Below are 23,319 nucleotides of genomic sequence, written 5' to 3'. Positions count from 1 at the left end.
AGATAAATCTGGGGATAAAAAATGCCGGTCAGGTGACCGGCATTTGGCGTTTCAGGCATCGTCCTTACATCAGACGGTGAAGAACTTGAAGTTGACGAAGGCCACCGCGATGAAGGAGGCAACCATGCCGCTGAGGCAGAGCACCGCAGGACGGATGGCGGGCCAGCGATGGGTCAGCAGAATGATGGCCAGCAGGGTCGGGTAGAGCCCGAACATGTAGCGTGGCATGGCGTTGAGGCCGGTCATCAGCGGAATGGTGCAGCAGATGAACATCAGGGTCGCTTCAGCCCAGCGCTTCTGGCTGAACAGGTAGCCGTTCAGACACCAGCCGAAGATCACCATGATGGAGAGGTAAGCCTTGCGGCCGCCCAGCTCGAATCCGCTCAGCCACCAGTCCAGCGGGCTGTCCATGTAGCGACCCCAGGCCACCTGAATGTGCTTGAACGCCATCGCATCACCGGTCAGGTGATAGAGGTAGACCATGTAGGCGAACAGGCCAAAGGGGATCATCCAGAGGGTGAACACCACCTTGAAGGCGCGCTCGGTGAAGCGGAAAAACTCCCGCCAGCCGTAAGCCTGCAGCGCCAGGATCAGCACCGGGAACACCATCATCACCCCCAGGTTGCGGGTACCGGAGATACAGACCCCCAGCAGGGCAACCATTAGCCATTGCTCCCGATAGGCGAACAGGAACATCCCCAGCATCAGCGCCATAAAGGTCGATTCGGTATAACCGGAGACGAAGTAGGCGGAGAAGGGGGAGAAGGCGAGCAGCCAGACGCCAAAGCGGGCGGTGTCGTCACCGAGCTTGAGCTGACGCAGCACCAGCAACATCAGCGCCAAAGCGGCGAAGAAAGAGGCGTTGGCGACAATGATGAGGCCGATTAGGCTCTCGACATTGAACAGGTTGGAGATGGCGCCGGAGACCATCGGATAGAGCGGCATAAAGGCCCAGTTGGCCGCATTGCCCTTGCTCAGCCAGCGCGGGTAGAGGTCGTAGCCGTTTTCGATGATGCGCTGGAACCAGACACAATCGAACTGGCAATAGGCCTGCAGCGGGCCGATATCGGGGGAGCCATAGAGCTGGACACCGAAGTAGCCCATGCCATAAAGCGCCACCCGACTCAGCAAGAAGGCGGCGATGATCATCAACCAGTCACGGCCGCTGATGCGCAGTGACGGGCGATAGGGGAGTGCAGCCCCGGTTAACGGGGCGGTATTGGTCATATCATTCATCAGGCAAAAACCCAGACGCGAGAGAGAACGTAAGTGAGGACGGTAACGGTCAGGGTGGCGATGACCACCGGCAGCAGACCGGAGAGCCCGGCAAACAGCAGGCCGCTCAGGATCAGGTTACGTACCGCCAGCGAGAAGAGAGCGACCAGCAGAAACTTGCTGGCGGCTCCCTGCTTCTGGAAGGTGATGTAGCGGTGACCAAAGAAGGAGAACCAGAACGCGATGGCAAAGGCCAGCGTCGTTACCAGATGCTCCGACATGGTCGGCCAGGTATGAAACAGTGCGATGGAGGTGCCAAGGTCGACGAGGGTAGCCCCCCCGCCGACAAAACCGAAACGTACCAGCCGCCAGAATTCCTCGCGGGAGATCATTGAGGCGCTTGCTCCTGCTTATCTTGCGGCTCTTTTACATCATCCGGCTTTTTATTAGCATCCCGTTTGGCGTACTCGCCATAGACACCTTCGATGAGGTAGACGGGGCGCTGCTTCACTTCCACGAACATGCGGCCGATGTACTCGCCTATGATGCCCAGCGACAACAGCTGGATACCACCGAGGAACAGCACCACGGACATCAGGGAGGCGTAACCGGGTACGTCGATGCCGAAGAAGAGCACCTGAGTGATGATTTTCAGGATGTAGAGGAAGGCAACCAGCGAGACGCTTACCCCCACATAGCTCCAGACTCGCAGCGGCCAGCTGGAGAAGCTGAGCAGACCGTCGAGGGCGAAGTTCCACAGTTTCCAGTAGTTGAACTTGGTTTCACCGGCGTGACGGGCGGGGCGCTCGTAGGGCACACCAACGGCACGGAAACCGGCCCAGGCGAACAGACCCTTCATGAAGCGGTTGCGCTCGGGCAGTTGCTTGATTGCCTCGACCACGCGGCGATCGATCAGGCGGAAATCACCGGCGTTCTCCGGCAGCTTGGTGCTGGTGGAGAGGGCGTTGAAGAAACGGTAGAAGCCACCGGCAGTCAGGCGTTTCATCGGGGTATCGGCGCTGCGATCGACCCGGATGCCATAGACGGTGTCATAGTCACCGGTTTGCCACAGTTTGACAAATTCCAGGATCAGGGCGGGCGGGTCTTGCAGATCCACGTCCATCGGCACGATGGCGTCCCCTTTGGCATGGTGCAGGCCAGCGGTCATCGCCGCCTCTTTGCCAAAGTTGCGAGCCAGGTTGACCAGGGTGATGCGCGGGTCGCGGGCAATGGCTTGCTCGACTACTTCACGGGTGCGGTCACGGCTACCATCGTTGACGAATACAATTTCAAGCTGGTCTTTCAGCGGGGCCAGTTCATTGTCTATCGCGTTGATGAAGGCATCGATACTCTCTTCCTCGTTATAAACGGGAACGACCAGAGAGAGTCGAAAATCTGGATGCGACATAAGAACGTCCTTATTAGAGATAGTTGTTTTTATAAAATGGTATTCGGCGCAAGGATTACTGGGCAACAGTCAAACGTACCGACTCCACGTTGATGGGAGTAGGTGCCGATAGTGCCAGAAAGTTGGGGTGTTTGGGGTCTGCGGTAAGAGAGTCACCTGGCAGGCTGAGACGGATCTCGTTGATACCCGCTTTGGCCATTTTAATCGTGGTGGTGAAGTCGTGACCCAAGGCCACCTTCAGCAGAGCGCCAGCCTCTGGGCTGTTGATGCGGGCGTGTACCGTCAGTTGATCAGGATTGGCTGACTGTTTTGGCAGCACAAAATAGAGACCGCCTTGACCGGTGAGCAGGGTGCCTGCATCGCTTGGCTTTTTGGCCCAGCCTTCGCTGGAGAGGAAGCGGCTCGGCTTGGTCAGATTGAGCTCGTTGCCTGGCTGATAGGTCATGCTGGAGTTGTGTTCCCAGAAGCGGGTTTTGCCTTCCAGATAATAGAGTTTGTAGGCCAGACTCACGTTGGGGTGAGCAGCCAGATAGAGGGTGTAAAGATAAAAACCGCTTAACGCCATAATGGCAGTCAAAAAACCGAACTTTTTGTACGTCATATCACTCTCTACGCCTGACAGAATTGGTAGGCCGATGTCGCGCATATGCTAATCCAATTGCAAAAAAAGCATAGTGGATCACAAAAAAAAATTTGGTCACATATTAACCCCTCTTTGTCCTTGTGCCAAATAGTGCTGTTTTTTCCAATATGCAGAGTTGGCGAGGCGCCAGTGACCGGAATCCGTGGCGATCACACAAGCAGATTGACATGCATCACCGTTTTGCTGTGCCATTTTTTAGCGCATGCCATAGTTATGTGCCCTCTATCGCCATTTTACCGGGGCCGTTTTATGATGGCCCATCTTTTCGTCAAGGATGACATATGAAGTGGATCTCTTACTGCCTGTTATGCGGGTTATGGGCGCCAATGGCCTTTGCCAAGGCACTCTGTCCCGAGCCCATTCAGGTCGGTTACGATAACTGGCCTCCTTACCATTATCACGAGGCCGACTCACCGCAACAGGTGCGCGGTTATGCCGTCGAAGTGCTGACGGCCGTGCTCTCCTCCATGGACTGCAAGGTCAACTATGTGGAGCTGCCCTGGAAGCGGGTACTCCATGAGATGGAGTACGGCGAGATAGACATGGCGATGGAGGCGAACATCAATGATGAGCGTGCCCGTTACGCCTGGTTTTCAGACGCTTACAACCCCGGGCGGACCCTGTTATGGATCCGCAAGGACAGCAACTACTCAGAGCCGGATCTGGCGAGCTGGCTGGCCAAGGGTTATACCCTCGGGATCACCAAAGAGTACTTTTATGGTGATGAGGTGATGGCGCTGCTTGGCCGTTATGCCAGCCAGGTGAGTGAGGTGAGTGACAAGCAGAATTACGACAAGTTGGCTAGGGGGCGCATTGATGGCTTTCTCGGTGACATGTTGGCGACACCCAGTGGGCTGAAAAAGGAAGGCCGGAGTGGCCAATTCGCCTATCACCCCATGGTGGTGTATGAATCGCCGAGTTTTTTTATGCTGAGCAAACGCAGTGTGTCGCAGCAGTTCTTGCAACAATTTAATCAGGCGTTAACCGCGTTTAAGGGAACAGATGCATACGACATTATCTGGCAACGTTATGGCCCCGGGCGCTAGCAAAGTGATGGCTGTTCACGCATGATGAGCGCCCTGAGCATCAGGCCTGAAGATCAGGGCTGACTGAATGAATAAACCGTTTTGAGGTGTCCATGGGGATGAAGTATTGGCTGGCCCTTGCCAATCTGGTGTGGCTGGGATGTTGGCCTGCCGGGGTAGTTCATGCGGCAGAATCACAGATGGTGGTGGCGGCCAGTGAACCCCGGCATGACTGGTATCAGGGCAGTCAGGCTGAACTGGTTCGTATCGAGTTGGAGCAACAGCTGCAAGAGGCTGTGTTGGCACAGCTGCACCCCGATTTTTTCACCTTGTGGAAGCGGCTGCAGGCGACCCCTGCCACCAAGCGTGGCGCCATCTATGACGATATTTTTGCCAAGCTGAGCCGTTTTCAGCATGCCTGGCGGGGGATGGATCTGGTCTCTCGCGAGCAGATGAAGACCCTCAAATTCGATTTGAACCGCCCTGTGGTCCGCAAGCCCAGCGATGATGACTTGCTCACCCAGGTAAAATCCCTGCGCCCCCAGGTGGCGGAATACGAGGCGGTGCGGGCCAAAGTGCACAAGCTGCTGGCGATGCCGATGGCCAGCAAGTGGCCGACGTTGGAGATGCCGACCCTGCGAGCCGGAGAGAGCTCAGCCGCACTGGGTCAGCTTCGCGCCATGCTCAACGAGCTGGGTGACAGCGCGCCGAGCCATGGTGATCTGATTTACGATGGCGATACCGAGCAGGCCATCAAACAGTTCCAGCGTCGTCATGGCCTGACTGCTGACGGCATCATCGGCCGCCAGACCCGCTCCTGGCTCAATACCGGCCCGCAAGTGCGTGCCAGCTTGCTGCTGCGCAACCTGTGGCGCCGCGATCTGGTGGATCAGCTCGCCGGTGGCCGCTATGTGCTGGTCAACATTCCCGATTACCGCCTGAGTGTGGTGCAGGCGGGCAGTGAGATATTTACCAGCCGGGTCATCGTTGGCAAGGAGCAGCGGGCGACCCCTATTCTGGCCAGCGAGATCCGCTCTATCGTGCTCAATCCCTCCTGGCATGTGCCGCGCTCCATCCTGAGCAAGGACATTCTGCCCAAGCTGGGCCGTGATCCCGCCTACCTCAATCGCGAGCAGTTCGAGGTGATCGACAGTGAAGGCAATCCGGTGCAGTTTACCGAAGAGGGGTGGCATCAGGCGCTGGCTGCCGGTTTCCCCTATCGCCTGCGGCAAAAACCGGGTGACCACAATGCCCTGGGGCGCTACAAGTTCTACCTGCCCAACAATGATGCCATCTATCTGCACTCCACCCCGCGCAAGGCGCTGTTCGAGCAGGGGGCGCGTGCCTTCAGTTCGGGCTGCATCCGGGTGGAACATGCGGACGATCTGGCCGAGCTGCTGCTGGCTGATTCCCGCTATCAGCCGGACAAGGTGGCCAATATCCTCAAGGAGAGCCAGACCAAATGGTTGCCGCTCACCACACCGATCCCGGTGTTTACCGTCTACTGGAGCAGCTGGATCGACGAAAATGGTCGCCAGCAACTGCGCAATGACATATACGGATTTGATCGAGTCAGTTTCCAGAGTCGCCTGCTGTGATCCCTGCCACAGAGTGAGAAGCCCGGCCTGTGCCGGGCTTTTCTATGGGCAATGGAGGTTTGACATGGGCCCCTGCCGGAAGGTAGTTTCAAGCGCCTGTATCAAATTCATCCTGTGATCTCATTTAACTTTTTTCGCTTGAAACTGCGATGGACGAGCCCCTTATGCTGGAACAAGAGATAAGTCGACGCCGCCTGTTGCTGGGAGCCGGTTGCCTGTTGGGCAGCTCGCTGATCTCCTTCCCTGCGCTGGCAAGCCGCAGTACCTCCGGGCGTGAACTCAGTTTCTTCAATCTCAATACCGGCGAGCGGGTGCGCGCCAGTTATTGGGAAAACGGCCACTATCTGAGCGATGGATTGGCTGAACTCAACCACATCTTCCGCGATTACCGGCGTAATGAAGTGTTCAACATCGACAGGAAGCTGTTTGATCAGCTTTTCCTGTTGCAACACAAGCTGGGTCGGCGCAGCGAGATCCAGCTTATCTCCGGCTATCGTGCACCTGCCACCAATCGCCAGAAGCGCCACAAGAGCCGCGGCGTGGCCAAGCACAGCTATCACACCCTGGGTCAGGCGGTAGATGTGCGGATCCCCGGCGTACAGCTGGCCCATCTACGCAAAGCTGCCCTCAATCTCAAGGTGGGCGGTGTCGGTTACTATCCCCATGACAACTTTGTGCATCTCGATACCGGTCCTGTTCGCAGCTGGTAACGGGGTTTGGCATGCTTGTCAGGCAGCAGGTGAACCGAGCGAAATAAGTCGCTTGGGGGGAGGCTCCATCACTTCGGATTTAGTCAACAACGCCGTAATGGGGACGTAGCCTCTTTATTTATCTTGATCCCAGCAGTGACAAATCCGGTGCAGTCGCCGTTTTAACTGGCGCCAGCTGCGCCGTTGTTGCCGTTCGCTGAGGGGGGCATAACGCCAGCGGCGATAGAGCCAGGCGGCCTGCAACAAGGGGTGGGCAAGGTCGGGACGCAGCCGCGCCAGCCGCTCGCACCATGCCCCCATGCTCTCGGCGGGCTCTGGGGGATAGCCGCTGCGTTTGCTCCGTTTGAGCAAGGGTTGCCAGATGCGCCGCTCTGGCGGCAGGCGGGCGGGCAACAGCAGGGGCAGGCTCACCAGCAGGGCGACCAGCATCAGGCTGGCGAGGATCAACCAGGGTGTGTGCCCCGCCAGTGCAGGCCAGCGCAGGCTGATTTGCTGCCAAAGCTGACCGGCATCGTGGCCGATCACCCAGCGACTCCACTGGTAGTCGATATTGTTGCCCCACCAGCGCAGTTGGTTAAGTAGCGCCCAGTTGCGATAACGCTGCAAAGCGAGCGGGTCGGCGGCGGTAAACTCGTCGCTCAGGGCCTCCCTCACGCCGCCCTCAATGCGCTCCGGCGCCACCGCCGCGGTGGGATCTACTCGCCGCCACTCTCCCCCTTCATCGAGATACTCCACCCAGGCGTGAGCATCGAACTGATGTACCGCCAGATAGTTGCCACTGGGATTCCACTCGCCGCCGAGATAACCGGTGACCAGCCGTGCCGGAATACCGGCCGCGCGCAGCACGAAGGCAGTCGCCATGGCGTAGTGGCCGCAAAAGCCCTGCCTGGTATCGAACAGGAACCCATCCACCCCGTCACTGCCAAGTCGTGGCGGGGTCAGGGTGTAGTAATAGGATTGGCTGCGAAACTGTTCGAGCAGGGCGGCGACCAGCTCTGCACGTTCTGGATAGCGCACAGCCAGCCCTTGGCCATAGGCTCGCGCTCTTGGGTTGCCCCCGGCTGGCAGTTGCAGGTTGCGCTGAGCGGCTTGGTAGTCATCCTCGGGCTGCGCTTCGCTTTGGCCGATGCGATAGCGGATCGCCACCTCGCCGCTCCCCTGCCGATAGAGGGTGTCGAGGGGGGTGAGCAGTACCGGGCCCGCCAGCAGACGCGGTTTACTCAGGGCAAAGGCCCAGCGGTGGCGCTGGGGCTCGGCAATCACCTCGTAGCTCCCGGCGGGTAACGGACTATCTGCCAGTTGAGTACTGGCCTGTGAAGAGGATGCCAGAAGGGTGAGCCCGGTTTGCACCGGCACTGTCTGTTGCCACGCCTTGACCTCGGGGCTCAGCAGCCAGCGCTGGCCATCGAAAACCTCCTGCCGCATCACCGGAAAGTAGCGCTCGCGGGCAGGGGGCGGGCCATCGGCAAAGGTAACGCGAAAGGCCAGTTCCGATGAGTTGACCAGTTCGCTGATATCGCCGGGGGCAACCTCTTCCGCCAGCCCCGACAGGGCGCGGCTGGTGGTGGGCATCTGCCAGAGGGGCGGGAGCTTCGGCAGTAGCAGAAACAGGGTGATGAGCAGGGGAAGCGCCAGCAGCAGGGCGCCGCCCGCGCTGTGCCACGGTCGTTTCTGTTCGGGGGCAATGGCGGCCACCAGCGCGGTCACTGCCAGCCAGAGCGCCACTGCCATCCCGGCCGCCCAGCCGATGCTTTGTCGCTGCACCAGCGCCAGCGCGATGAGAAAGAAGGCGAGCAGCAGCACCTGCTCGATATCCCGCTCGCGCCGCACCTCGATCATCTTCAGGCCATAGCCGAGCCAGAGTAGATTAATCAGGGCAGGCAGGGTGCCCAAGCCACGCCACTGCAACCCCAGCAACAGCACGGTAGTGATGGCCAGCAGCGCCAACCAGCGGGCCGGAAGAGGCGGCCAGCCGCGCCACAGCATCATGGCCCGGATGCCGAGGGTGATGGCGCCCACCGCCACCACCCAGAGCTGCAACTGTGGCCAGAGCGCTGCGACCAACAGCAGCTGTTGCAGGGCGATGAGTGGCAGCAGGCGGCGGTTATCGAGCAGCATCCGGTGTGCTCTTCGGTGGTTTGGCATCGAATCTGGCCAGTGCCAGCAGGCAGCGCTGCATAAAGGTGGCGCCGCTATCGGGCCCCAGCGTCTGGTTGGCCAGCGTCAGGGTGAAGGGGATGCCCCGCTTGCCGTAATCGGCGCACCACCAGGCCAGCACCGCCAGCCGCTGCTCCAGATCCCCGCCCGCGACCCGCTGCAAGGTGAGGTGAGTGTCATCCTGCTGCGGTTCATTGAACTGCTTGGTCAGCAGGCCACGCCCTTGGGCAAGTTGCTTCCAGGCGATGCGGCTCAGTGGCTCGCCGGCTTGGTGTGCCCGCAGGGTATCGAAGTCGCCGAGGGGGGCCGGAGCGGGCTGGCCCTGATGACCCTTGTTGTCACCCGACGCTTCCCCCCTCAGCGCTCCGTACTCCGGTTTGGGGGCAAGCCAGCCCTCCAACTGCAGATCTAGCAGGGACCAGCAGCGAAACAGGCCGAGGGGGTAGCGGCTCTCGACCCGCACTCGGCCAAGGGGCAGTGGCCCACGGCGCGAGCCCAATACCGGCAGGATCAAGGTACGGGGCACAGAGTCGGCTCGGGCCAGCCAGAGGGTGCCTTCGTTGAGGCTAAAGCGCAGTGCCAGCACCGGGCGCGGGCTTTGTACCGTAAACCGAATGGGCAACTGGCTGCCCGCTTCCCCCAGCACCAGCGGGCCTCCCAGCAGCTCTAGTCCCAACAGATTGCGATGGGTGAGCCACATGGCGGCCATAAACAGGCTGCCGAGGCAGTAGGCCACCAGCAGCACCAGATTGTTTTGGTAGTTGGTGCCGAGCAGATAGATGGCGAGCAGTACCAGCAGATAGAGCAGCCCCATGCGGGTGGGGAGGATAAAGAGGCTGCGGGTACCCAGCGTGATCTGGCGGGCCGGGGGAATGCGGCGATCGAGCCAGCGTCGCTGCCAGCGGGCGCGCCGCAGTTGCAATCGGTTAAGCAATTTGCTCATCAGGGATTGTCCGGATCGACCCTGGCCAGCAACCGCTGGCTCAGGGGGCAGGCTTCTCCGTGCTGCACGCCAAAGCTGCCCCGCAGCCGGTGTTCGGCCACATAGGGAAAGACCGTCTGCACATCCTCCACCGTGACGAAACGCCGCCCCGCCACCAGTGCCCAGGCCCGGCTCACCGCCAGCAAGGTCTGGGCTGCCCGGGGGGAGAGGGGTTGTGGCAGATCCCCATCAAAGCGGCTCTGGTGCACCAGCGTCAGCAGGTAGTCGAGGGTGGCATCGGAAACATGGATAGCATCCCCCTCCGCTTGCAGGGCAGCGAGTCCGGCGCCATCCAGCATGGCGGGCAATGGGCCACTCGGCTGGTGGCCGCGCAGCAGCTGGCGCTCCGCCTCTCGTGGCGGAAAACCCAAAGAGAGTCGCACCGCGAAGCGATCGAGCTGGGACTCCGGCAGCGGATAGGTGCCCGCCTGATCCGCCGGATTCTGGGTGGCGATAACGAAAAATGGATCGGGGAGGGGATGGGTGTGCCCCTCGATGCTCACCTTGCCCTCGGCCATCGCCTCCAGCAGGGCGCTCTGCACCTTGGGGCTGGCGCGGTTGATCTCGTCCGCCAGCAGTACCTGGGTGAAGATGGGGCCGGGGTGAAAGCAAAATGTTTGCTGTTGGGGGTCGAAGATCTGCAACCCCAGCAGGTCGGCGGGGAGCAGATCGGCGGTGAACTGCATTCGCCTGCATGCAAGCCCCAGCACCTGCGCCAGCGCGTGGGCCAGGGTGGTCTTGCCCATGCCGGGCAGATCCTCGATCAGCAGATGACCACGCGCCAGCAGCGACACCAGCGCGATTTTCAGTTGCAGCGGCTTGCCCAGAATGACTCGCTCCAGTGCCGCCAGCAGCCCGGCAATCTGCTCTTCTTTCTTCATTCCCTTCATACACATTCCCTGTATTGCGTCGCCCCTACAGCTTATACGCCCGCAAAGGCGAAGGCGGATAACTGGTTGGCGGTAAAAGTGAGGCGATGAGATGGCAATGAGCGGGAGGCGACCCGGTTTATTGCTGTGTCTGGTCGATTCAATATGGCCGCTCAGGCACGCAACCTAATATGATATTTCCTGATTGGAATGTACCGATCGCCATCTCTTCACTAGGTGCGGGCGGTGGGCGCCCATATAGTTGCCCCCATTGCGACGCGCTGCGTTGCTACCTTTGTCACCACCTTGGCCCCGCCACTCTTCGCCTGTTGCTGCCATCTGGCCGATGCTGGCGGGCCAATCTGTAATGGAGTATCCATGCCTGTTTTCCTGTTGTGCAGTTTTCTGATGATCATCCTCTATCCGGTCGGGATCGATCTCTATCTGGTGGCGGTGCCCCAGATTGCCGATGCCCTGCAGGCGAGCGAGGCGCAGATCCACACCGCCTTCTCCATCTATCTGTTCGGTATGGCGGCCACCGTGCTGCTGGGCGGGATGATTGCCGATCGCTACGGGCGGCGCTGGGTGGTGCTCGGGGGCGCGCTGATTTTTGTCCTCGCCTCGCTGGTGGCAGGCAATGCGGAGGGGATCAAGCAGTTCTATTTCGGCCGTTTCTGGCAGGGGGTCGGGGCCGGTGCGCTCTATATCATGACCTTTACTGTGCTGCGGGATGTGTTGAGTCAGGAGCGGCTGGCGATGGCGCTCTCGATGATTAACGGGGTCATCTGCGTGATCCCGGTGCTGGCGCCGGTGCTTGGCTACCTCATCCTGTCGCATTTTGACTGGCGCGGGATCTTCATCGCGATGGCGCTGGTGGCGACCGTCAGCGGTCTGGTCAACCTGTTGCTGCTCAAGGAGACCCGCCCGGCCCGGCAACCGGGCAGTGGCGCGGCGCTGCCATTTGCCCTGCTGCGATCGCCGCGCTTTATGTTGCTCTCCCTGCTGACCAGTGCCAGCGTGACCTCCATTCTGGTTTATGTCAGCGTTTCGCCACTGATCCTGATGAAGGAGTTTGGCTTCACCACCGAGCAGTACTCCATCGTGATGATGGTGATGGCCGGAGTGAGCATGTCCACCTCCTTCCTGACGCCGCTACTGCTGCGCTGGCTTGGTAAGCACAAGGTGCTGGCGGTATCCCATCTGGCTTATCTGCTGGCTGCGTGTTTTCTGCTCGGGTGCTGGCAGTTGGGGGGTAATATCCACCTGCTGTTGCCGGGATTTGCGCTGGTCTGTGTCGGGTTCTCCTGTGGCTTCGGGGTGGCGATGGGGGAGGCGCTCGATGGTTGTCAGCACAATGTGGCGTTCGCCAGCGCGGTGCTCTGCATCATGCAGATCAGCCTCTCCGGCCTCTATATCTGGCTGCTGGGCCAACTTGGCTTTGCCCCGACCGAGATGCTGATCTGCGCCCTGCTGCTGGCACTGCTCAGTTACCTGGCTGTCAAAGGGCTGGTACCATGGCTCGCGCTTCGCGAAGCGCGGTCGCGGGGATAACGAACTATGAGAGGGGATATGCGCAATCTGGGTGAACTCGATTTGAACCTGTTGGTGGTCTTCAAGCACCTGATGCAGGCGCGCAGTGTGGCAGGGGCGGCCAAAAAGCTCTGTGTCACCCCGTCGGCGGTGAGCAAGTCTCTGGCCAAGTTGCGGGAGTGGTTTGACGATCCCCTGTTTGTGCGGGTACGGCAGGGATTACAGCCCACCAACCTCTCCCTGACGCTGGAGGAGGAGTTGAAGGTCTGGTTCCAGCTCACCGACAGCATCACCTCGCTCAATAGCGACGCGATCCCCGACGGAGCCCGCTTCACGCTGGTGATGGAGTCCCCCTTCTACATCAGCTTTCTGAGCGATCTGCCGATGACCATCTACCAGAAGTACCCCAACTCGGTGGTCAGGATGCTGGGGTGGGATCACCACTCTCTCAACGACATCGTCAACGGTGATGCGGATCTCGGCTTCTGCGCCCGTGAGACCCATGGCCGCTCTCAGGCCAAGGTCAACCGGTTGCCCTACTACATCGATCACGAGGTGCTGTTCACCGATCGACCGGTGGTTTTTCTGCGCAAGGATCACCCCTTGCTCCAGCAGAAGTGGTCGCTGGAAAACTTTCTGGCCTGCCCCCAGATCAGCATGGTGTGGGAAGCGAACGATACCTGGGCCCTCGACAGTCTGCTGGAGGACGAGGGGCTGAAGCGGGAGGTGCCCATCATGGTCTCCAGCTTCGAGCAGGCGTTGCATATTGCCTCCCAGTCGAGCCATGAGCTGATTGCGGTGGCTCCCTCCTACTGCGGTGGTTATGCCAGTCGGCATCACGGCAATCTGATCGCCATGCCGCTGCCGCTGCCGGAGAAGCTCTATGCCCAGCTGGAGATCGCCTTCATCCTGCTGTGGCACAAGCGGCACAATCAGGATGCCAAGGTGATGTGGCTGCGCAATGAGATCCGGCGACTCTACAACGACGAATCGCCACGCTAATGTGGTTGTGACGGTGCCCATTGATCAGCCGGAGCCATCTGCTCCGGCTTTTTATTGGTTATTTAACAGGCGGTGATGATGGCGATGGATCAGCTGGTTGCCTGTTTTCTCGCCAAACAATGTCGCAACATACTTTCTGAATTGGAATGTTCTGACTTCTGCTTTTGCTGTAGACGCCAGCATGGGGCCGTTAGATACTGCGATTCATAATAAGAAAGGCTAGCTTGCATTCAATCCCTATTGAGGGGACGCAAGAGGGTTTACATTAAAATTGACTTGAACAAACATCATAGCCCTGCGTTAACACGGGAAGTGTGGCAGGATGATGTTGATCAAAAAAATCCTCATCATATATATCATTTCTAATTTTTACGGTCGTGACACTGCCATCCAAATATTGGCGGTGCCATATCTGGTAGTCAAAATTTGATGATGTTATTGGCCGCACCAGCAAGGTAGTTTAAATGGTTAATTACAAAACTCTCATTATCGTCTGCTTGACGATTGTTAACTGTGGTTGTGCCAAACAGGTTATCGATGTCAATGCCGCACAGGCATTTACACTCGGTAACGAAAATAGTATCAGTTCGACCGAGATCACCAGCCACTTCTTCTTTTCAGATATTGATATTGGTCTGAACGAGCCTATAGATGCTGCCGCTATTTGTCACGGTGCCGAGAATGTTGTCAGGATCGAGACAGAACAATCCTGGCTTAATTCATTGGCCAGTGGGATTACCTATGGGGTTTATACCCCTCGGGAAGCCAGGGTGTATTGTTCCAAAAAATCATAGCGAGAAATTTTCTGATGATGAATAGTCATAAATGGGTATTGTTGGGGGCTTGCATGGCCACCCTGTCTGGCTGTGGTGGCTCAGATGATAACAAATCAACCGCAGCGACCAGTGTTGCTCCTGTTCCCCATGTTGCAACAACACTTAAAGCAGGCATTGTGCTACCACAGCCAGGGGTTTACCAAACGACGTTGCTTACGCGCGATGATCCGCACAAGACATTGGTTAATTTCGCTGGCTTGGCAATCGTTTACCCACAACATGATGCTGAGCTGCGTTGGGATATCTGGGCCGATGATGGCGCCGTGGCTACCTGGTGGCTTGGCCAGGCCGGAATACATTCCGATAGCATTAATCCATCGCCTCTGACGTTGACACGTATTAGCAGAAATAAAGTGGCAGACAGTGCTGTTTTGACGCGGAATGATTCAGGTGCGCAGTTTGTGTCATCGAATTACCAGAGGCAAAGTAGTGTCCCCAGTAAGGTCATGATCAAAACCATGCCCGTCATCAATGCAGAGAGTGAGCGGGTCAGATATTCTGCATTTGACCTTTCGAGTACCGGAACCACTGCATATCACAATTGGAATGGCCAGGTTGGCATTACAAAAGTCAATACAACGGATATTAAATCAGATACATGGCCGAGCGTAAATGGCTTTACAACAGATATGTTGACTGATACTAAAGTGACTAATGATGGTGGCAAGTTGACCATTATTATTGATCTACAATTAATACGGTGTAAATTAGTCGGTGAGGGAGAGGAAGATAGCAATCACACATTGAGCAAACTGACATTTACCGGATTCGAACAATGTGTATTTGTTAAACCTGACACTGTCAACTGGAGCCAGAGTGACATTAAAAATTACGAGGCATTGGCAAAAGTAAAAGGCACTGCCACCGCATATATTGCCGAATTTAACGATGCAAATAATATCGACACATTAGTTATTGGGTTCCCCGAGTTGGATGGTGTCATATTTAATCTGAAAAAGGGATAAAAATCCCTTCAGTCATATTCCATGGGGTGCAATAGCGCCTCATGGGATTTTTTATCCGTTCTCTTGCCGATTGATAACGATGTTTCTGTCGGCCATCAGGCTACCTGCACGTCAGCGAGTCGTCAGATCCGTTGTCTGGGGAGCTTTCTGTGAACGATCTTGTTGGTCACAATGGGCGGCAGAGCAGCCGAAGTGACTACCAATATTTTTTATTCGGCCAAGTAAGGTGTGATTCTTTCGCTATCGGAGAGATCGTATCTGGTGTTGAATGGGGCGAGAGTGGTCATTTATCAGTGCCACTGGCTGCATGGCGAACGGGTCGCCCGAAGCAATTACGTCGCAAGAGGTTGTATGCGAACACTGAGTGAACTCGATTTGAACTTGCTGGTGGTGTTCAAATATCTGATGGTTGAACGCAGCGCCGCAGGTGCGGCTACTCTGCTCGGTGTCACGCCTTCCACTGTGAGCAAGTCGCTTGCCAAATTACGGGAGTGGTTTGGCGATCCGCTGTTTGTGCGGGGACGCAAAGAGTTACAGCCCACCAATCTGGCCTTTGCTCTGGAAGAAGAGCTGAAACACTGGTTTCCTCTTACCGAACGGATCGCGTCACTCAATAGCGAGGCGATCCCCGATGGCGCCCGTTTCAGTCTGGTGATGCAATCCCCGTTCTACAACAGTTTGCTCAGTGATTTGCCGATGGCTATCCATGAGAAGTATCCCAACTCGGTGGTTAAAATGCTGGGATGGAACCGCAACTCTCTCAATGACGTCGTCAACGGTGATGCGGATCTGGGGGTCTGTGTCCGCGAGAGCTATAGCCGTTCTCAGCTTAAGCTTAGCAATCTGCCCTATTACATCGATCATGAAGTGCTGTTTTGCGATCGACCTGTGGTCTTTCTGCGCAAGGATCACCCCCTGCTTCAGCAGGAGTGGTCACTGGAGAATTTTCTCAATTGCCCTCATAGCAGCGTGGTGCTGGAGGTCAAGGAGACCTGGGGGCTCGACATGCTGCTGGAGGATGAGGGACTGATACGTAAAGTCCCGGTCATGGTATCCAGCTTTGAGCAGTCATTGCACATCGCATCCCAGCCCGACAACGATCTGATCGCGGTCGCCCCTTCTTATTGCGCCGGACATGCAGCGAAATATCATCCCAATCTGATCACAAGGCCACTGCCCCTGCCTGAAGCGCTTTATCAGCAGTTGGAGCTCACCTTTATCCTGCTGTGGCACAAACGCCACAATCAGGATGCCAAGGTGATGTGGTTGCTCAATGAGATAAGGCTGCTCTACCACCGCGAGTCGCGACCTTCAGCCAGATAGCAGGAGCCGGAGCAAGATGCTCCGGTTTTTTATGGTGAACCGTGCGGGAGTGGTGGTGGCACCGTGGATTGAGCCGTGCTGAGAAGAGGTTACCCGTTTATTTCACTGCCAAATCATGACTGTGGCATGCGCTAAAAGAAAAAGCCCATCTGTTTCCAGACGGGCTTTTTCAGCAATCTGTCATACCGACCACAACGCCGGATAGACCCTGTTTAACCGATTGTTTAAAAAGGGCTAAAGCACTTATACGTTGAACAGGAAGTTCATGATATCGCCATCTTTGACGATGTACTCTTTCCCTTCTGCACGCATCTTGCCCGCTTCTTTGGCGCCTTGCTCACCCTTGTAGGTAATGAAGTCGTCAAAGGCGATGGTTTGGGCGCGAATAAAGCCTTTTTCAAAGTCAGTGTGGATCTTGCCTGCCGCTTGCGGGGCGGTGGCGCCGACCGGGATGGTCCAGGCGCGAACCTCTTTAACACCGGCGGTGAAGTAGGTTTGCAGATTGAGCAGCTCATAGCCTGAGCGGATCACCCGGTTCAGGCCCGGCTCTTCGATGCCAAGGTCTGCCATAAATTCGGCACGGTCTTCGTCGTCGAGCTCAGCGATGTCTGATTCGATGGAGCAGCAAACCACGACCACTACAGCATTCTCGGCGGCGGCGATTTCACGCACCTTGTCGAGGTAGGGGTTGTTGTCGAAACCATCTTCCGCCACGTTGGCGATGTACATGGTTGGCTTGAGGGTCAGGAAGTTGAACTGGCTGATTGCGCCCAGCTCTTCCTTGTCCAGCTTCAAGCCACGGATCATCTGGCCATCTTCCAGTGCAACGCGGATCTTCTCCAGCACTTCCACTTCCAGCTTGGCATCCTTGTCGCCACCTTTGGCGCGCTTGGATTGGCGGTGGATGGCGCGCTCGCAGGCGTCCAGATCCGACAGGGCCAGCTCGGTGTTGATCACTTCGATATCGTCAGCAGGGGAGACCTTGCCGGCAACGTGAATGATGTTCTCGTCGTCGAAGCAGCGCACCACGTGGCCGATCGCTTCGGTTTCACGGATGTTGGCCAGGAACTGGTTGCCCAGACCTTCACCCTTGGATGCGCCAGCAACCAGGCCTGCGATGTCGACAAATTCCATGGTGGTCGGCACAACGCGCTGCGGATTGATGATGGCAGCCAGCTGATCGAGGCGGGGATCCGGCATCGGGACCACACCGGTGTTCGGCTCGATGGTGCAGAACGGGAAGTTGGCGGCTTCGATACCGGCCTTGGTCAGCGCGTTGAACAGGGTGGATTTGCCTACATTGGGCAGGCCCACGATACCGCATTTAAAACCCATGGATTGTTACCTTATTGATGGATGCTGTTGGGGGCCGCCCACAGGCGGCCCATGTCATGCTTGTTCTGGTCGTTGCTCATGCACCGGCACAATGCCCGTACAGGGTCAAACCGACTTAACCCTTTTCAGCCTTGAAGCTGTGCAGCCGGTTCATGGCCTTGGTCATATTTTGTTTGAACAGGATGTCGGTGGCGTACATGGACATTCATCCCACGCGTCATCGATCACAGCCTGTTCAGACTTTTTCGGCCTTGAAGCTGTGTAAGCGATTCATGGCCTTGGTCATATCTTGTTTGAACAGGATATCGGTGGCGCGCAGAGATTCATCCAGCGCGGCGTCGATCAGGTTCTGTTCACTGCCGGAGGCCCTGGTCAGCACAAAGCCTGCCACCAGCTCTTTGCTGCCGGGATGGCCGATCCCGAGGCGCAGCCGGAAGAAGTTATTGTTGTTGCCCATTTTGGCGATGATGTCTTTGAGGCCGTTATGGCCGCCGTGACCACCGCCCTGTTTGAACTTGGCGATGCCCGGCGGCAGGTCAAGTTCATCGTGGGCAACCAGCATTGCTTCTGGCTCAATCTGATAAAAGCGCGCCAGAGCAGCGACCGCTTTGCCAGAGAGGTTCATATAGGTGTTCGGGATGAGCAGACGCACATCCTGCCCCTCGACCTGAATGCGGGCAGTATGGCCAAAGAACTTGGGTTCTTCACGCAGGCTGACATTGTGCCAGCGGGCCAGTTGCTCCACATACCAGGCGCCCGCATTGTGGCGGGTCTTGGCATATTCCGGGCCGGGGTTACCCAGTCCGACGATCAGTTTGATTTCGCTTGTCACGCTTGATGTCTTCACTCGCAGCTGCCATGGGTACACTACCCAGGGCAATAGGACGCAATATTCTAGCCGCCGAGTGACGATCACTCAACCAATGCTCATGTTCTGGCGGGATTTGAGCCACTCTGGCAGCTAACGGTCGGCTAGCAATCAATAAACAGGCCTCATGCAAGAGGCCTGTTGCAGGTAACGGATAGGCCGATCTACTTGGCTCGCAGCAGGGTGACTGTCTCTTCATCCAGCGCAGTCAGGGTGGGGCGAGCCTCGCGCACATACTCCACAAAGGAAGCTGCATCGGTGCCGCAATCCACGCCGCTGGCCTTGCAGTCGAGGGCCTGGCCCGGGGCATAGACGGCGCTGAGCAGTTCGCCGTTTTGTGCCACTTTCAGCACCGGGAAGGCGGTCAGCTTGCCGTTGACGTTGGCGATGTCGACCCGCTCGCTCTGGTGGCGCTGGGCATTGGCCAGTGCCTGCCAGCCATCGTTGCCGTTGGCGCTGTAGGCGTTCATCACCACCCGATAGCGCTGGTTATCCAGCAGATCTTGCCACTCGCCGGTTGCGGTCTTGCGCTGCAACTGGCTCAGGGTGCCTGCTTTGCCTGCGTCGGTTTCCTGGAAGGTGTAGCGCAGGTTGCCGCCGTAGGGGAACTTGCCGGCATGGGCGCTGGCGGGCAGGGTGGCAGTGATGGTTTCGCTCAGCAGGGTGCGCACCTCGGCGCCGGTCAGGGTCAGCACCGAGAGCTGGTTCTTGAACGGCAGCAGGGTGAGGGCACTATCCCCTTCACGCCATTCGCCAGCAGGCAGTTCGGCACGCACGCCGCCCACCGCCAGCAGGGCGAAGTCGACCGGGCCACCGGTCAGGGCTTGCACTGCTGGGGTGTTGGCCCAGTAGAACTCCCCTTCGGCGACCAGCGGCGCCACATCGGAGCCGTGGCTGTCGCTGCCGTTGTCGCCGGGGCGACGGGCATTTTGCAGCTGTGCGGGGATGGTGCCGATCACTGGGCCGTAGGCTTTCTCCAGCGCCGGTTTGTAGTGGCTGTCGATGATGCCGCGCAGGCGCGGATCTTCATCCACGGTTACCAGATTGGGCTGGTTGTCGACAAACTTGCTCGCCTCTTTGCTGCGGGTTTGGTCGAGCGCTTGCTTGCGGGCCGGATCGGCGAAGAAGTCGCGGCTGGCCAGCAGGCTGTTGTGGCCCTGGCAGTCGGTCAGCTGGCCTTGGCTGTCAAAGGTCACCTGCGCCAGACCGATGGCTTGGGCGTAAGAGCCTGCCTGCACCACGCAGGTCTTGCCAATGCCGTCCGGGTTGGTCACCAGCTTGGCGTAGTCGCCGGTCTTGCCCCAGCCGATATTGCGAAAATCGCCGAGCAGGCTGTGGGAGTGGCCGCCGACGATGGCATCGATGCCATTTACCTTGGCTGCCAGCGCCAGATCCCGCTCGTTGCCGATGTGGGTCAGGGCCACGATCTGGTTGATCCCTTTGGCCTGCAGCAGATCGACCGTGGCCTGAGCCGAGGTGACCTCTTTGCCAAAGCGCAGCTTGCCAACGTTGGGGGCGATATTACCCATGTCTTCCAGCACCAGACCGATGATAGCGACCAGCTGTTTGCCTTGCGGCAGCTTGTCGAGATCGGTGACAGGGCTCTTCTGGTTGCCGTCAAAGGCATAGACCACGAAGGGCTTGAGGTTGTCTGCCTTGCTCAGGGCAGGATCGGCCTTGGTGTCGAGGTTGGCAGCCAGCACCGGGAAGTTGACCCCCTCGATGAAACGGGCCAGCTTCTGGTTGTCCAGATCGAACTCGTGGTTGCCCAGCGCCATGGCATCCAGGCCAAACTGACTCAGCAGATCGGCATTGGCCATCCCTTCGTTGAGCTTGAAGTAGCCGCTGCCCTGCCAGGCGTCGCCACCGTGCAGCAGCAGTATGGGCTGGTTCTTGGCCAGTGCCTCGGCCTGATAAGCCTTTGCCATGGTCAGCAGGCGGGGGTAACCGCCAAAACGGGTGTAGAGGGTGTCCGTTTCCTCCTGCTGGCCAAAGATCTGCCCGGTGAGATCGGCATTGACCGGATCAAACTGGGAGTGGGTATCGTTCATGTGGGCCAGGGTCAGCACGAAGGGTTGACTCTCTTTCGCCGGTTGACAGGCAAACAGGGCGCTGGTGAGGGTCGCGAGCAGGAGGGGACGCAAGCAATTCATGGGTAAATCCTTAAGCCTGCCGGGGGCAGGGTCGTACCAGATAGCAGAGGGGTGGAAAGAGAGGGTTCAGAAAGACGAAAACCGCCAGCAGGCGGTTTTCGTTATTGCTGAATCTATCAATGCTCAAACATGGCAGAGATGGACTCTTCGTTGCTGATGCGGCGAATGGCTTCGGCCAGCACGGTTGAGAGAGTCAGCTGTTTGACTTTACCAATCGCTTTCATCTCCGCGGTGAGCGGGATGGAGTCGGTGATGATCAGTTCATCGATCACCGAGTTCTTGATGTTCTCGACGGCAGTGCCAGAGAAGACCGGGTGAGTGGCATAAGCGAATACACGCTTGGCGCCACGCTCTTTCAGGGCTTCTGCGGCTTTGCACAGGGTGCCGCCGGTGTCGATCATGTCATCAACGATGACGCAGTCGCGGCCAGCAACATCACCGATCAGGTGCATGACCTGAGAGACGTTCGGGCGGGGACGACGCTTGTCGATGATGGCGATGTCGGTGTCATCCAGCAGCTTGGCGATGGCGCGGGCACGCACTACGCCGCCGATGTCTGGCGAGACGACAACTGGAGACTCGAGGTTCTTGGACTTCATGTCTTCCAGCAGTACCGGACTACCGAACACGTTGTCGACCGGAACGTCAAAGAAGCCCTGGATCTGCTCGGCATGCAGGTCAACGGTCAGCACGCGATCCACACCCACGCTGGAGAGGAAGTCAGCGACAACCTTGGCGGTGATAGGTACACGAGCGGAACGGACGCGGCGGTCCTGACGGGCATAACCAAAGTAGGGGATAACGGCTGTGATACGGCCAGCTGAAGCACGACGCAGTGCATCCACCATAACGATCAATTCCATCAAATTGTCGTTGGTCGGGGCACAGGTGGATTGAATGATGAAGATATCGCCACCACGTACATTCTCATTGATCTGTACGCTGATCTCGCCGTCGCTAAAGCGACCTACGGCAGCATTGCCGAGTTTGATAAACAGGCGATCTGCGATCTTCTGGGCTAGTTCCGGCGTTGCGTTACCAGCAAACAGCTTCATGTCAGGCACGGTTTGAAACCTCGGGGTTGCATCCAGTATGTGGGGGAGTCTGAAACCAGACCCATATCGTTTTGGGGCAAACGATTTATCAAGATAACGAGCAAGGATATTATGGCTCTGGATTTGGCTGGGGTACTAGGATTCGAACCTAGGAATGGCGAGATCAAAACCCGCTGCCTTACCGCTTGGCGATACCCCAATCATTTGAACTGTTGCAATGTCCAGAAGAGAGGTGATATGTTCTCGCCTTTCGCGACAAACCCATCTAGCCCCTTCGGCACCTTGGCAAACACTTCCCGAGCAGTCACTTCGTCTTCAAATTGAGCAAAGACGCAGGCTCCTGTGCCCGTCATTCTCGACGGCGCGTATTCTAGCAACCAGCTGAGCGCATTGGCAACCTCGGGGTGGCGCTTTTTCACCAGTGATTCGCAATCGTTTTTCCACTCACCTGCCAGCAAGTTGTCCAACGCCATTTTCGGAGTGGCTCTGGGCAGGTCCGGATCCTGAAATACTGCCGCCGTGGCCACATGGCAATCGGGTTTGAGCACCAGATACCAGGCGCTTGGTAATTCGACCGGTTGCAGCCGCTCGCCCACCCCTTCGGCAAAGGCCGCCTTGCCACGGACAAACACCGGCACATCGGCTCCCAGCTGGACGCCGAGTTGTGCCAGTTCATCTTCACTCAAGCCTGCCTGCCAGAGCTGGTTAAGTGCCACCAGGGTAGTGGCTGCATCGGACGATCCGCCGCCAATTCCGCCCCCCATGGGCAGCACTTTCTCCAGCCGGATATGGGCCCCCTGCGGGCTCGGTAGCTTTGCTTGTAGCAGGCGAGCCGCCCGGATGATCAGATTCTGCTCATCAGGTACCCCGGGAATGGCCGGGCTCAGAGTGAGTGTGTCGCTGCCGGGAATCACCTCGAACTCGAGCCAGTCGTTGTGATTGAGGAAGATAAACAGGGTTTGCAGCTCGTGATAGCCATCGGCGCGACGGCCATTGACGTGTAAAAACAGGTTGAGTTTGGCCGGTGCCGGCCAGCGTGTGGAAGCCATTAACGTGCAAGAGTCCATTGGTTGATCTGAAGCTTGAGGCGGCTGTTCTGGCCGGTCATGGTCAGCTGGTGGGGCAGGCGGTAGCCATCTTGATCCCGATAATCGCCATAGACGATTTGCCACTGGCCGTCACGGACACTGGCCAGACTGCTGTCGGGGTTGAGTTCAAACTCCGCCTGACCCGGCAGCCCCTTGATCCACTCCGGCAATCCGGCGACCGGAATATGCCAGCCCGTGAGCTGATAGATCAGCGCCTCGGCATCCTGGCTCTGGTGGCGCTTGCCGTCGCTGTCGAGCAGGGTGATCACCCCCTTGCTGCGGGAGAGCTCCAGAATGCTGGTGCCGATCAGGCTGCTGAGGTTGAGACGATAATCCTCGCCATCCTGCTGCCAGTTGAGGCGGGCGCTACCTTTCTGCTGGGGGGTGATGATGGCCATCTTGCCGACGATCTGCCAGTGGGTCAGCTGTTCTAGACGGGTTCGCTCCTGGTTCCAGTTCACCTGATCCCGTTGGGGTTGGGTGGTGGCACAACCGGCCAGCAACAGCAGACAGGTGAGGGTGAAAATACGCAACAGCACGGCAAGGCTCCAGAGAGA

At 57.9% G+C, this 23,319-nt stretch carries 21 protein-coding genes, 1 tRNA gene and 1 pseudogene; 8 read left to right on the top strand and 15 right to left on the bottom strand.

All coding sequences use genetic code 11. The features are described from left to right. Positions 1–69: 69 nt before the first annotated feature. The 4 genes from BN4575_RS14810 to BN4575_RS14795 are packed head-to-tail and all read right to left on the bottom strand — an operon-like array spanning position 70 to position 3,224. Positions 70–1,236, bottom strand: a complete 1,167-nt coding sequence (locus BN4575_RS14810) for a hypothetical protein (RefSeq protein ID WP_068978756.1) — start codon at positions 1,234–1,236, stop codon at positions 70–72. Beyond that, complete coding sequence (locus BN4575_RS14805; RefSeq protein ID WP_042020504.1) at positions 1,236–1,607, bottom strand: GtrA family protein; 372 nt, start codon at positions 1,605–1,607, stop codon at positions 1,236–1,238. The genes BN4575_RS14810 and BN4575_RS14805 overlap by 1 nt, the downstream gene beginning before the upstream one ends. Next, the gene (locus tag BN4575_RS14800; RefSeq protein WP_068978755.1) at positions 1,604–2,623 is read right to left on the bottom strand and encodes a glycosyltransferase family 2 protein; all 1,020 of its coding nucleotides are present in this window, start codon (positions 2,621–2,623) and stop codon (positions 1,604–1,606) included. The genes BN4575_RS14805 and BN4575_RS14800 overlap by 4 nt, the downstream gene beginning before the upstream one ends. 55 nt (positions 2,624–2,678) lie before the next feature. Further along, positions 2,679–3,224: a hypothetical protein gene (locus BN4575_RS14795; protein ID WP_068978754.1), complete on the bottom strand. Its 546-nt coding sequence runs from the start codon at positions 3,222–3,224 to the stop codon at positions 2,679–2,681. A 323-nt stretch (positions 3,225–3,547) separates the two neighbouring features. On the opposite strand from BN4575_RS14795, the gene BN4575_RS14790 reads away from it, so the two are divergent. The 3 genes from BN4575_RS14790 to BN4575_RS14780 all read left to right on the top strand — a co-directional run bounded on the left by BN4575_RS14790 (position 3,548) and on the right by BN4575_RS14780 (position 6,599). Beyond that, the gene (locus tag BN4575_RS14790) at positions 3,548–4,312 is read left to right on the top strand and encodes a substrate-binding periplasmic protein (protein ID WP_068978753.1); all 765 of its coding nucleotides are present in this window, start codon (positions 3,548–3,550) and stop codon (positions 4,310–4,312) included. A 92-nt stretch (positions 4,313–4,404) separates the two neighbouring features. Continuing rightward, positions 4,405–5,889, top strand: coding sequence for a L,D-transpeptidase family protein (locus BN4575_RS14785; RefSeq protein ID WP_068978752.1), 1,485 nt, complete (start codon positions 4,405–4,407; stop codon positions 5,887–5,889). 164 nt (positions 5,890–6,053) lie between these two features. Then, on the top strand, positions 6,054–6,599 hold the full coding sequence (locus tag BN4575_RS14780) for a DUF882 domain-containing protein (RefSeq protein ID WP_068978785.1): 546 nt from the start codon (positions 6,054–6,056) through the stop codon (positions 6,597–6,599). A gap of 114 nt (positions 6,600–6,713) precedes the next feature. Here the strand turns inward: BN4575_RS14780 and BN4575_RS14775 are convergent, their stop codons facing one another. From BN4575_RS14775 to BN4575_RS14765, 3 genes are read right to left on the bottom strand one after another with little or no spacing between them, the layout of a single operon-like run. After that, positions 6,714–8,717, bottom strand: coding sequence for a transglutaminase TgpA family protein (locus BN4575_RS14775; RefSeq protein WP_068978751.1), 2,004 nt, complete (start codon positions 8,715–8,717; stop codon positions 6,714–6,716). After that, positions 8,704–9,699, bottom strand: coding sequence for a DUF58 domain-containing protein (locus BN4575_RS14770; protein ID WP_068978750.1), 996 nt, complete (start codon positions 9,697–9,699; stop codon positions 8,704–8,706). Before BN4575_RS14770 ends, BN4575_RS14775 begins: the two co-directional genes overlap by 14 nt. After that, the gene (locus tag BN4575_RS14765; protein ID WP_068978749.1) at positions 9,699–10,619 is read right to left on the bottom strand and encodes an AAA family ATPase; all 921 of its coding nucleotides are present in this window, start codon (positions 10,617–10,619) and stop codon (positions 9,699–9,701) included. Before BN4575_RS14765 ends, BN4575_RS14770 begins: the two co-directional genes overlap by 1 nt. 366 nt (positions 10,620–10,985) lie before the next feature. Here BN4575_RS14765 and BN4575_RS14760 point away from each other — a divergent pair, with 366 nt between their 5' ends. The 5 genes from BN4575_RS14760 (at position 10,986) to yidZ (BN4575_RS14740) (ending at position 16,263) form a co-directional block, all read left to right on the top strand. Further along, positions 10,986–12,158, top strand: coding sequence for an MFS transporter (locus BN4575_RS14760; RefSeq protein WP_068978748.1), 1,173 nt, complete (start codon positions 10,986–10,988; stop codon positions 12,156–12,158). 18 nt (positions 12,159–12,176) lie between these two features. After that, a complete protein-coding gene (gene yidZ, locus BN4575_RS14755; RefSeq protein WP_042020521.1) occupies positions 12,177–13,139 on the top strand; it encodes an HTH-type transcriptional regulator YidZ in 963 nt (320 codons plus the stop codon). A 464-nt stretch (positions 13,140–13,603) separates the two neighbouring features. Next, positions 13,604–13,933 (top strand): Bor/Iss family lipoprotein, encoded by a 330-nt coding sequence (locus tag BN4575_RS14750; RefSeq protein WP_083221054.1) that lies wholly within the window; start codon positions 13,604–13,606, stop codon positions 13,931–13,933. Between the two features lie 14 nt (positions 13,934–13,947). Then, positions 13,948–14,940, top strand: a complete 993-nt coding sequence (locus tag BN4575_RS14745) for a hypothetical protein (protein ID WP_141689817.1) — start codon at positions 13,948–13,950, stop codon at positions 14,938–14,940. A 351-nt stretch (positions 14,941–15,291) separates the two neighbouring features. Continuing rightward, the gene (gene yidZ, locus BN4575_RS14740; RefSeq protein WP_068978746.1) at positions 15,292–16,263 is read left to right on the top strand and encodes an HTH-type transcriptional regulator YidZ; all 972 of its coding nucleotides are present in this window, start codon (positions 15,292–15,294) and stop codon (positions 16,261–16,263) included. A 243-nt stretch (positions 16,264–16,506) separates the two neighbouring features. Here the strand turns inward: yidZ (BN4575_RS14740) and ychF are convergent, their stop codons facing one another. The 8 genes and pseudogenes from ychF to lolB all read right to left on the bottom strand — a co-directional run bounded on the left by ychF (position 16,507) and on the right by lolB (position 23,301). Continuing rightward, complete coding sequence (ychF, locus tag BN4575_RS14735) at positions 16,507–17,598, bottom strand: redox-regulated ATPase YchF (RefSeq protein WP_068978745.1); 1,092 nt, start codon at positions 17,596–17,598, stop codon at positions 16,507–16,509. A gap of 115 nt (positions 17,599–17,713) precedes the next feature. Further along, positions 17,714–17,800: pseudogene (locus BN4575_RS21825) on the bottom strand (aminoacyl-tRNA hydrolase); the annotation flags it as partial. A 33-nt stretch (positions 17,801–17,833) separates the two neighbouring features. Further along, the gene (gene pth, locus BN4575_RS14730; protein ID WP_068978744.1) at positions 17,834–18,430 is read right to left on the bottom strand and encodes an aminoacyl-tRNA hydrolase; all 597 of its coding nucleotides are present in this window, start codon (positions 18,428–18,430) and stop codon (positions 17,834–17,836) included. 200 nt (positions 18,431–18,630) lie between these two features. Further along, complete coding sequence (locus BN4575_RS14725; protein WP_068978743.1) at positions 18,631–20,619, bottom strand: bifunctional metallophosphatase/5'-nucleotidase; 1,989 nt, start codon at positions 20,617–20,619, stop codon at positions 18,631–18,633. A 116-nt stretch (positions 20,620–20,735) separates the two neighbouring features. Further along, positions 20,736–21,683 carry a ribose-phosphate pyrophosphokinase gene (locus BN4575_RS14720; protein ID WP_042020535.1) on the bottom strand — a complete coding sequence of 316 codons (948 nt, stop codon included), beginning with the start codon at positions 21,681–21,683 and terminating at the stop codon, positions 20,736–20,738. A gap of 115 nt (positions 21,684–21,798) precedes the next feature. Beyond that, positions 21,799–21,873, bottom strand: a tRNA-Gln gene (locus BN4575_RS14715). 1 nt (position 21,874) lies between these two features. Then, on the bottom strand, positions 21,875–22,723 hold the full coding sequence (ispE, locus tag BN4575_RS14710) for a 4-(cytidine 5'-diphospho)-2-C-methyl-D-erythritol kinase (RefSeq protein ID WP_068978742.1): 849 nt from the start codon (positions 22,721–22,723) through the stop codon (positions 21,875–21,877). After that, positions 22,723–23,301, bottom strand: a complete 579-nt coding sequence (gene lolB, locus BN4575_RS14705; RefSeq protein ID WP_068978741.1) for a lipoprotein insertase outer membrane protein LolB — start codon at positions 23,299–23,301, stop codon at positions 22,723–22,725. Before lolB ends, ispE begins: the two co-directional genes overlap by 1 nt. Between the last annotated feature and the right edge of the window lie 18 nt (positions 23,302–23,319).

The organism is Aeromonas sp. EERV15 (genome assembly GCF_900079845.1).
Taxonomy (GTDB): Bacteria; Pseudomonadota; Gammaproteobacteria; order Enterobacterales; family Aeromonadaceae; genus Aeromonas; species Aeromonas sobria.
Note: the sequence above shows the minus strand (reverse complement) of the source record. Positions and strands in the feature narration are given on the sequence as shown.

Coding starts and splice junctions, on each gene's coding strand:
- BN4575_RS14810 (WP_068978756.1), bottom strand. CDS start 1,236: ATGAATGATATGACCAATACCGCCCCGTTAACCGGGGCTGCACTCCCC.
- BN4575_RS14805 (WP_042020504.1), bottom strand. CDS start 1,607: ATGATCTCCCGCGAGGAATTCTGGCGGCTGGTACGTTTCGGTTTTGTC.
- BN4575_RS14800 (WP_068978755.1), bottom strand. CDS start 2,623: ATGTCGCATCCAGATTTTCGACTCTCTCTGGTCGTTCCCGTTTATAAC.
- BN4575_RS14795 (WP_068978754.1), bottom strand. CDS start 3,224: ATGACGTACAAAAAGTTCGGTTTTTTGACTGCCATTATGGCGTTAAGC.
- BN4575_RS14790 (WP_068978753.1), top strand. CDS start 3,548: ATGAAGTGGATCTCTTACTGCCTGTTATGCGGGTTATGGGCGCCAATG.
- BN4575_RS14785 (WP_068978752.1), top strand. CDS start 4,405: ATGGGGATGAAGTATTGGCTGGCCCTTGCCAATCTGGTGTGGCTGGGA.
- BN4575_RS14780 (WP_068978785.1), top strand. CDS start 6,054: ATGCTGGAACAAGAGATAAGTCGACGCCGCCTGTTGCTGGGAGCCGGT.
- BN4575_RS14775 (WP_068978751.1), bottom strand. CDS start 8,717: ATGCTGCTCGATAACCGCCGCCTGCTGCCACTCATCGCCCTGCAACAG.
- BN4575_RS14770 (WP_068978750.1), bottom strand. CDS start 9,699: ATGAGCAAATTGCTTAACCGATTGCAACTGCGGCGCGCCCGCTGGCAG.
- BN4575_RS14765 (WP_068978749.1), bottom strand. CDS start 10,619: ATGAAGAAAGAAGAGCAGATTGCCGGGCTGCTGGCGGCACTGGAGCGA.
- BN4575_RS14760 (WP_068978748.1), top strand. CDS start 10,986: ATGCCTGTTTTCCTGTTGTGCAGTTTTCTGATGATCATCCTCTATCCG.
- yidZ (WP_042020521.1), top strand. CDS start 12,177: ATGCGCAATCTGGGTGAACTCGATTTGAACCTGTTGGTGGTCTTCAAG.
- BN4575_RS14750 (WP_083221054.1), top strand. CDS start 13,604: ATGGTTAATTACAAAACTCTCATTATCGTCTGCTTGACGATTGTTAAC.
- BN4575_RS14745 (WP_141689817.1), top strand. CDS start 13,948: ATGATGAATAGTCATAAATGGGTATTGTTGGGGGCTTGCATGGCCACC.
- yidZ (WP_068978746.1), top strand. CDS start 15,292: ATGCGAACACTGAGTGAACTCGATTTGAACTTGCTGGTGGTGTTCAAA.
- ychF (WP_068978745.1), bottom strand. CDS start 17,598: ATGGGTTTTAAATGCGGTATCGTGGGCCTGCCCAATGTAGGCAAATCC.
- BN4575_RS14725 (WP_068978743.1), bottom strand. CDS start 20,619: ATGAATTGCTTGCGTCCCCTCCTGCTCGCGACCCTCACCAGCGCCCTG.
- ispE (WP_068978742.1), bottom strand. CDS start 22,723: ATGGCTTCCACACGCTGGCCGGCACCGGCCAAACTCAACCTGTTTTTA.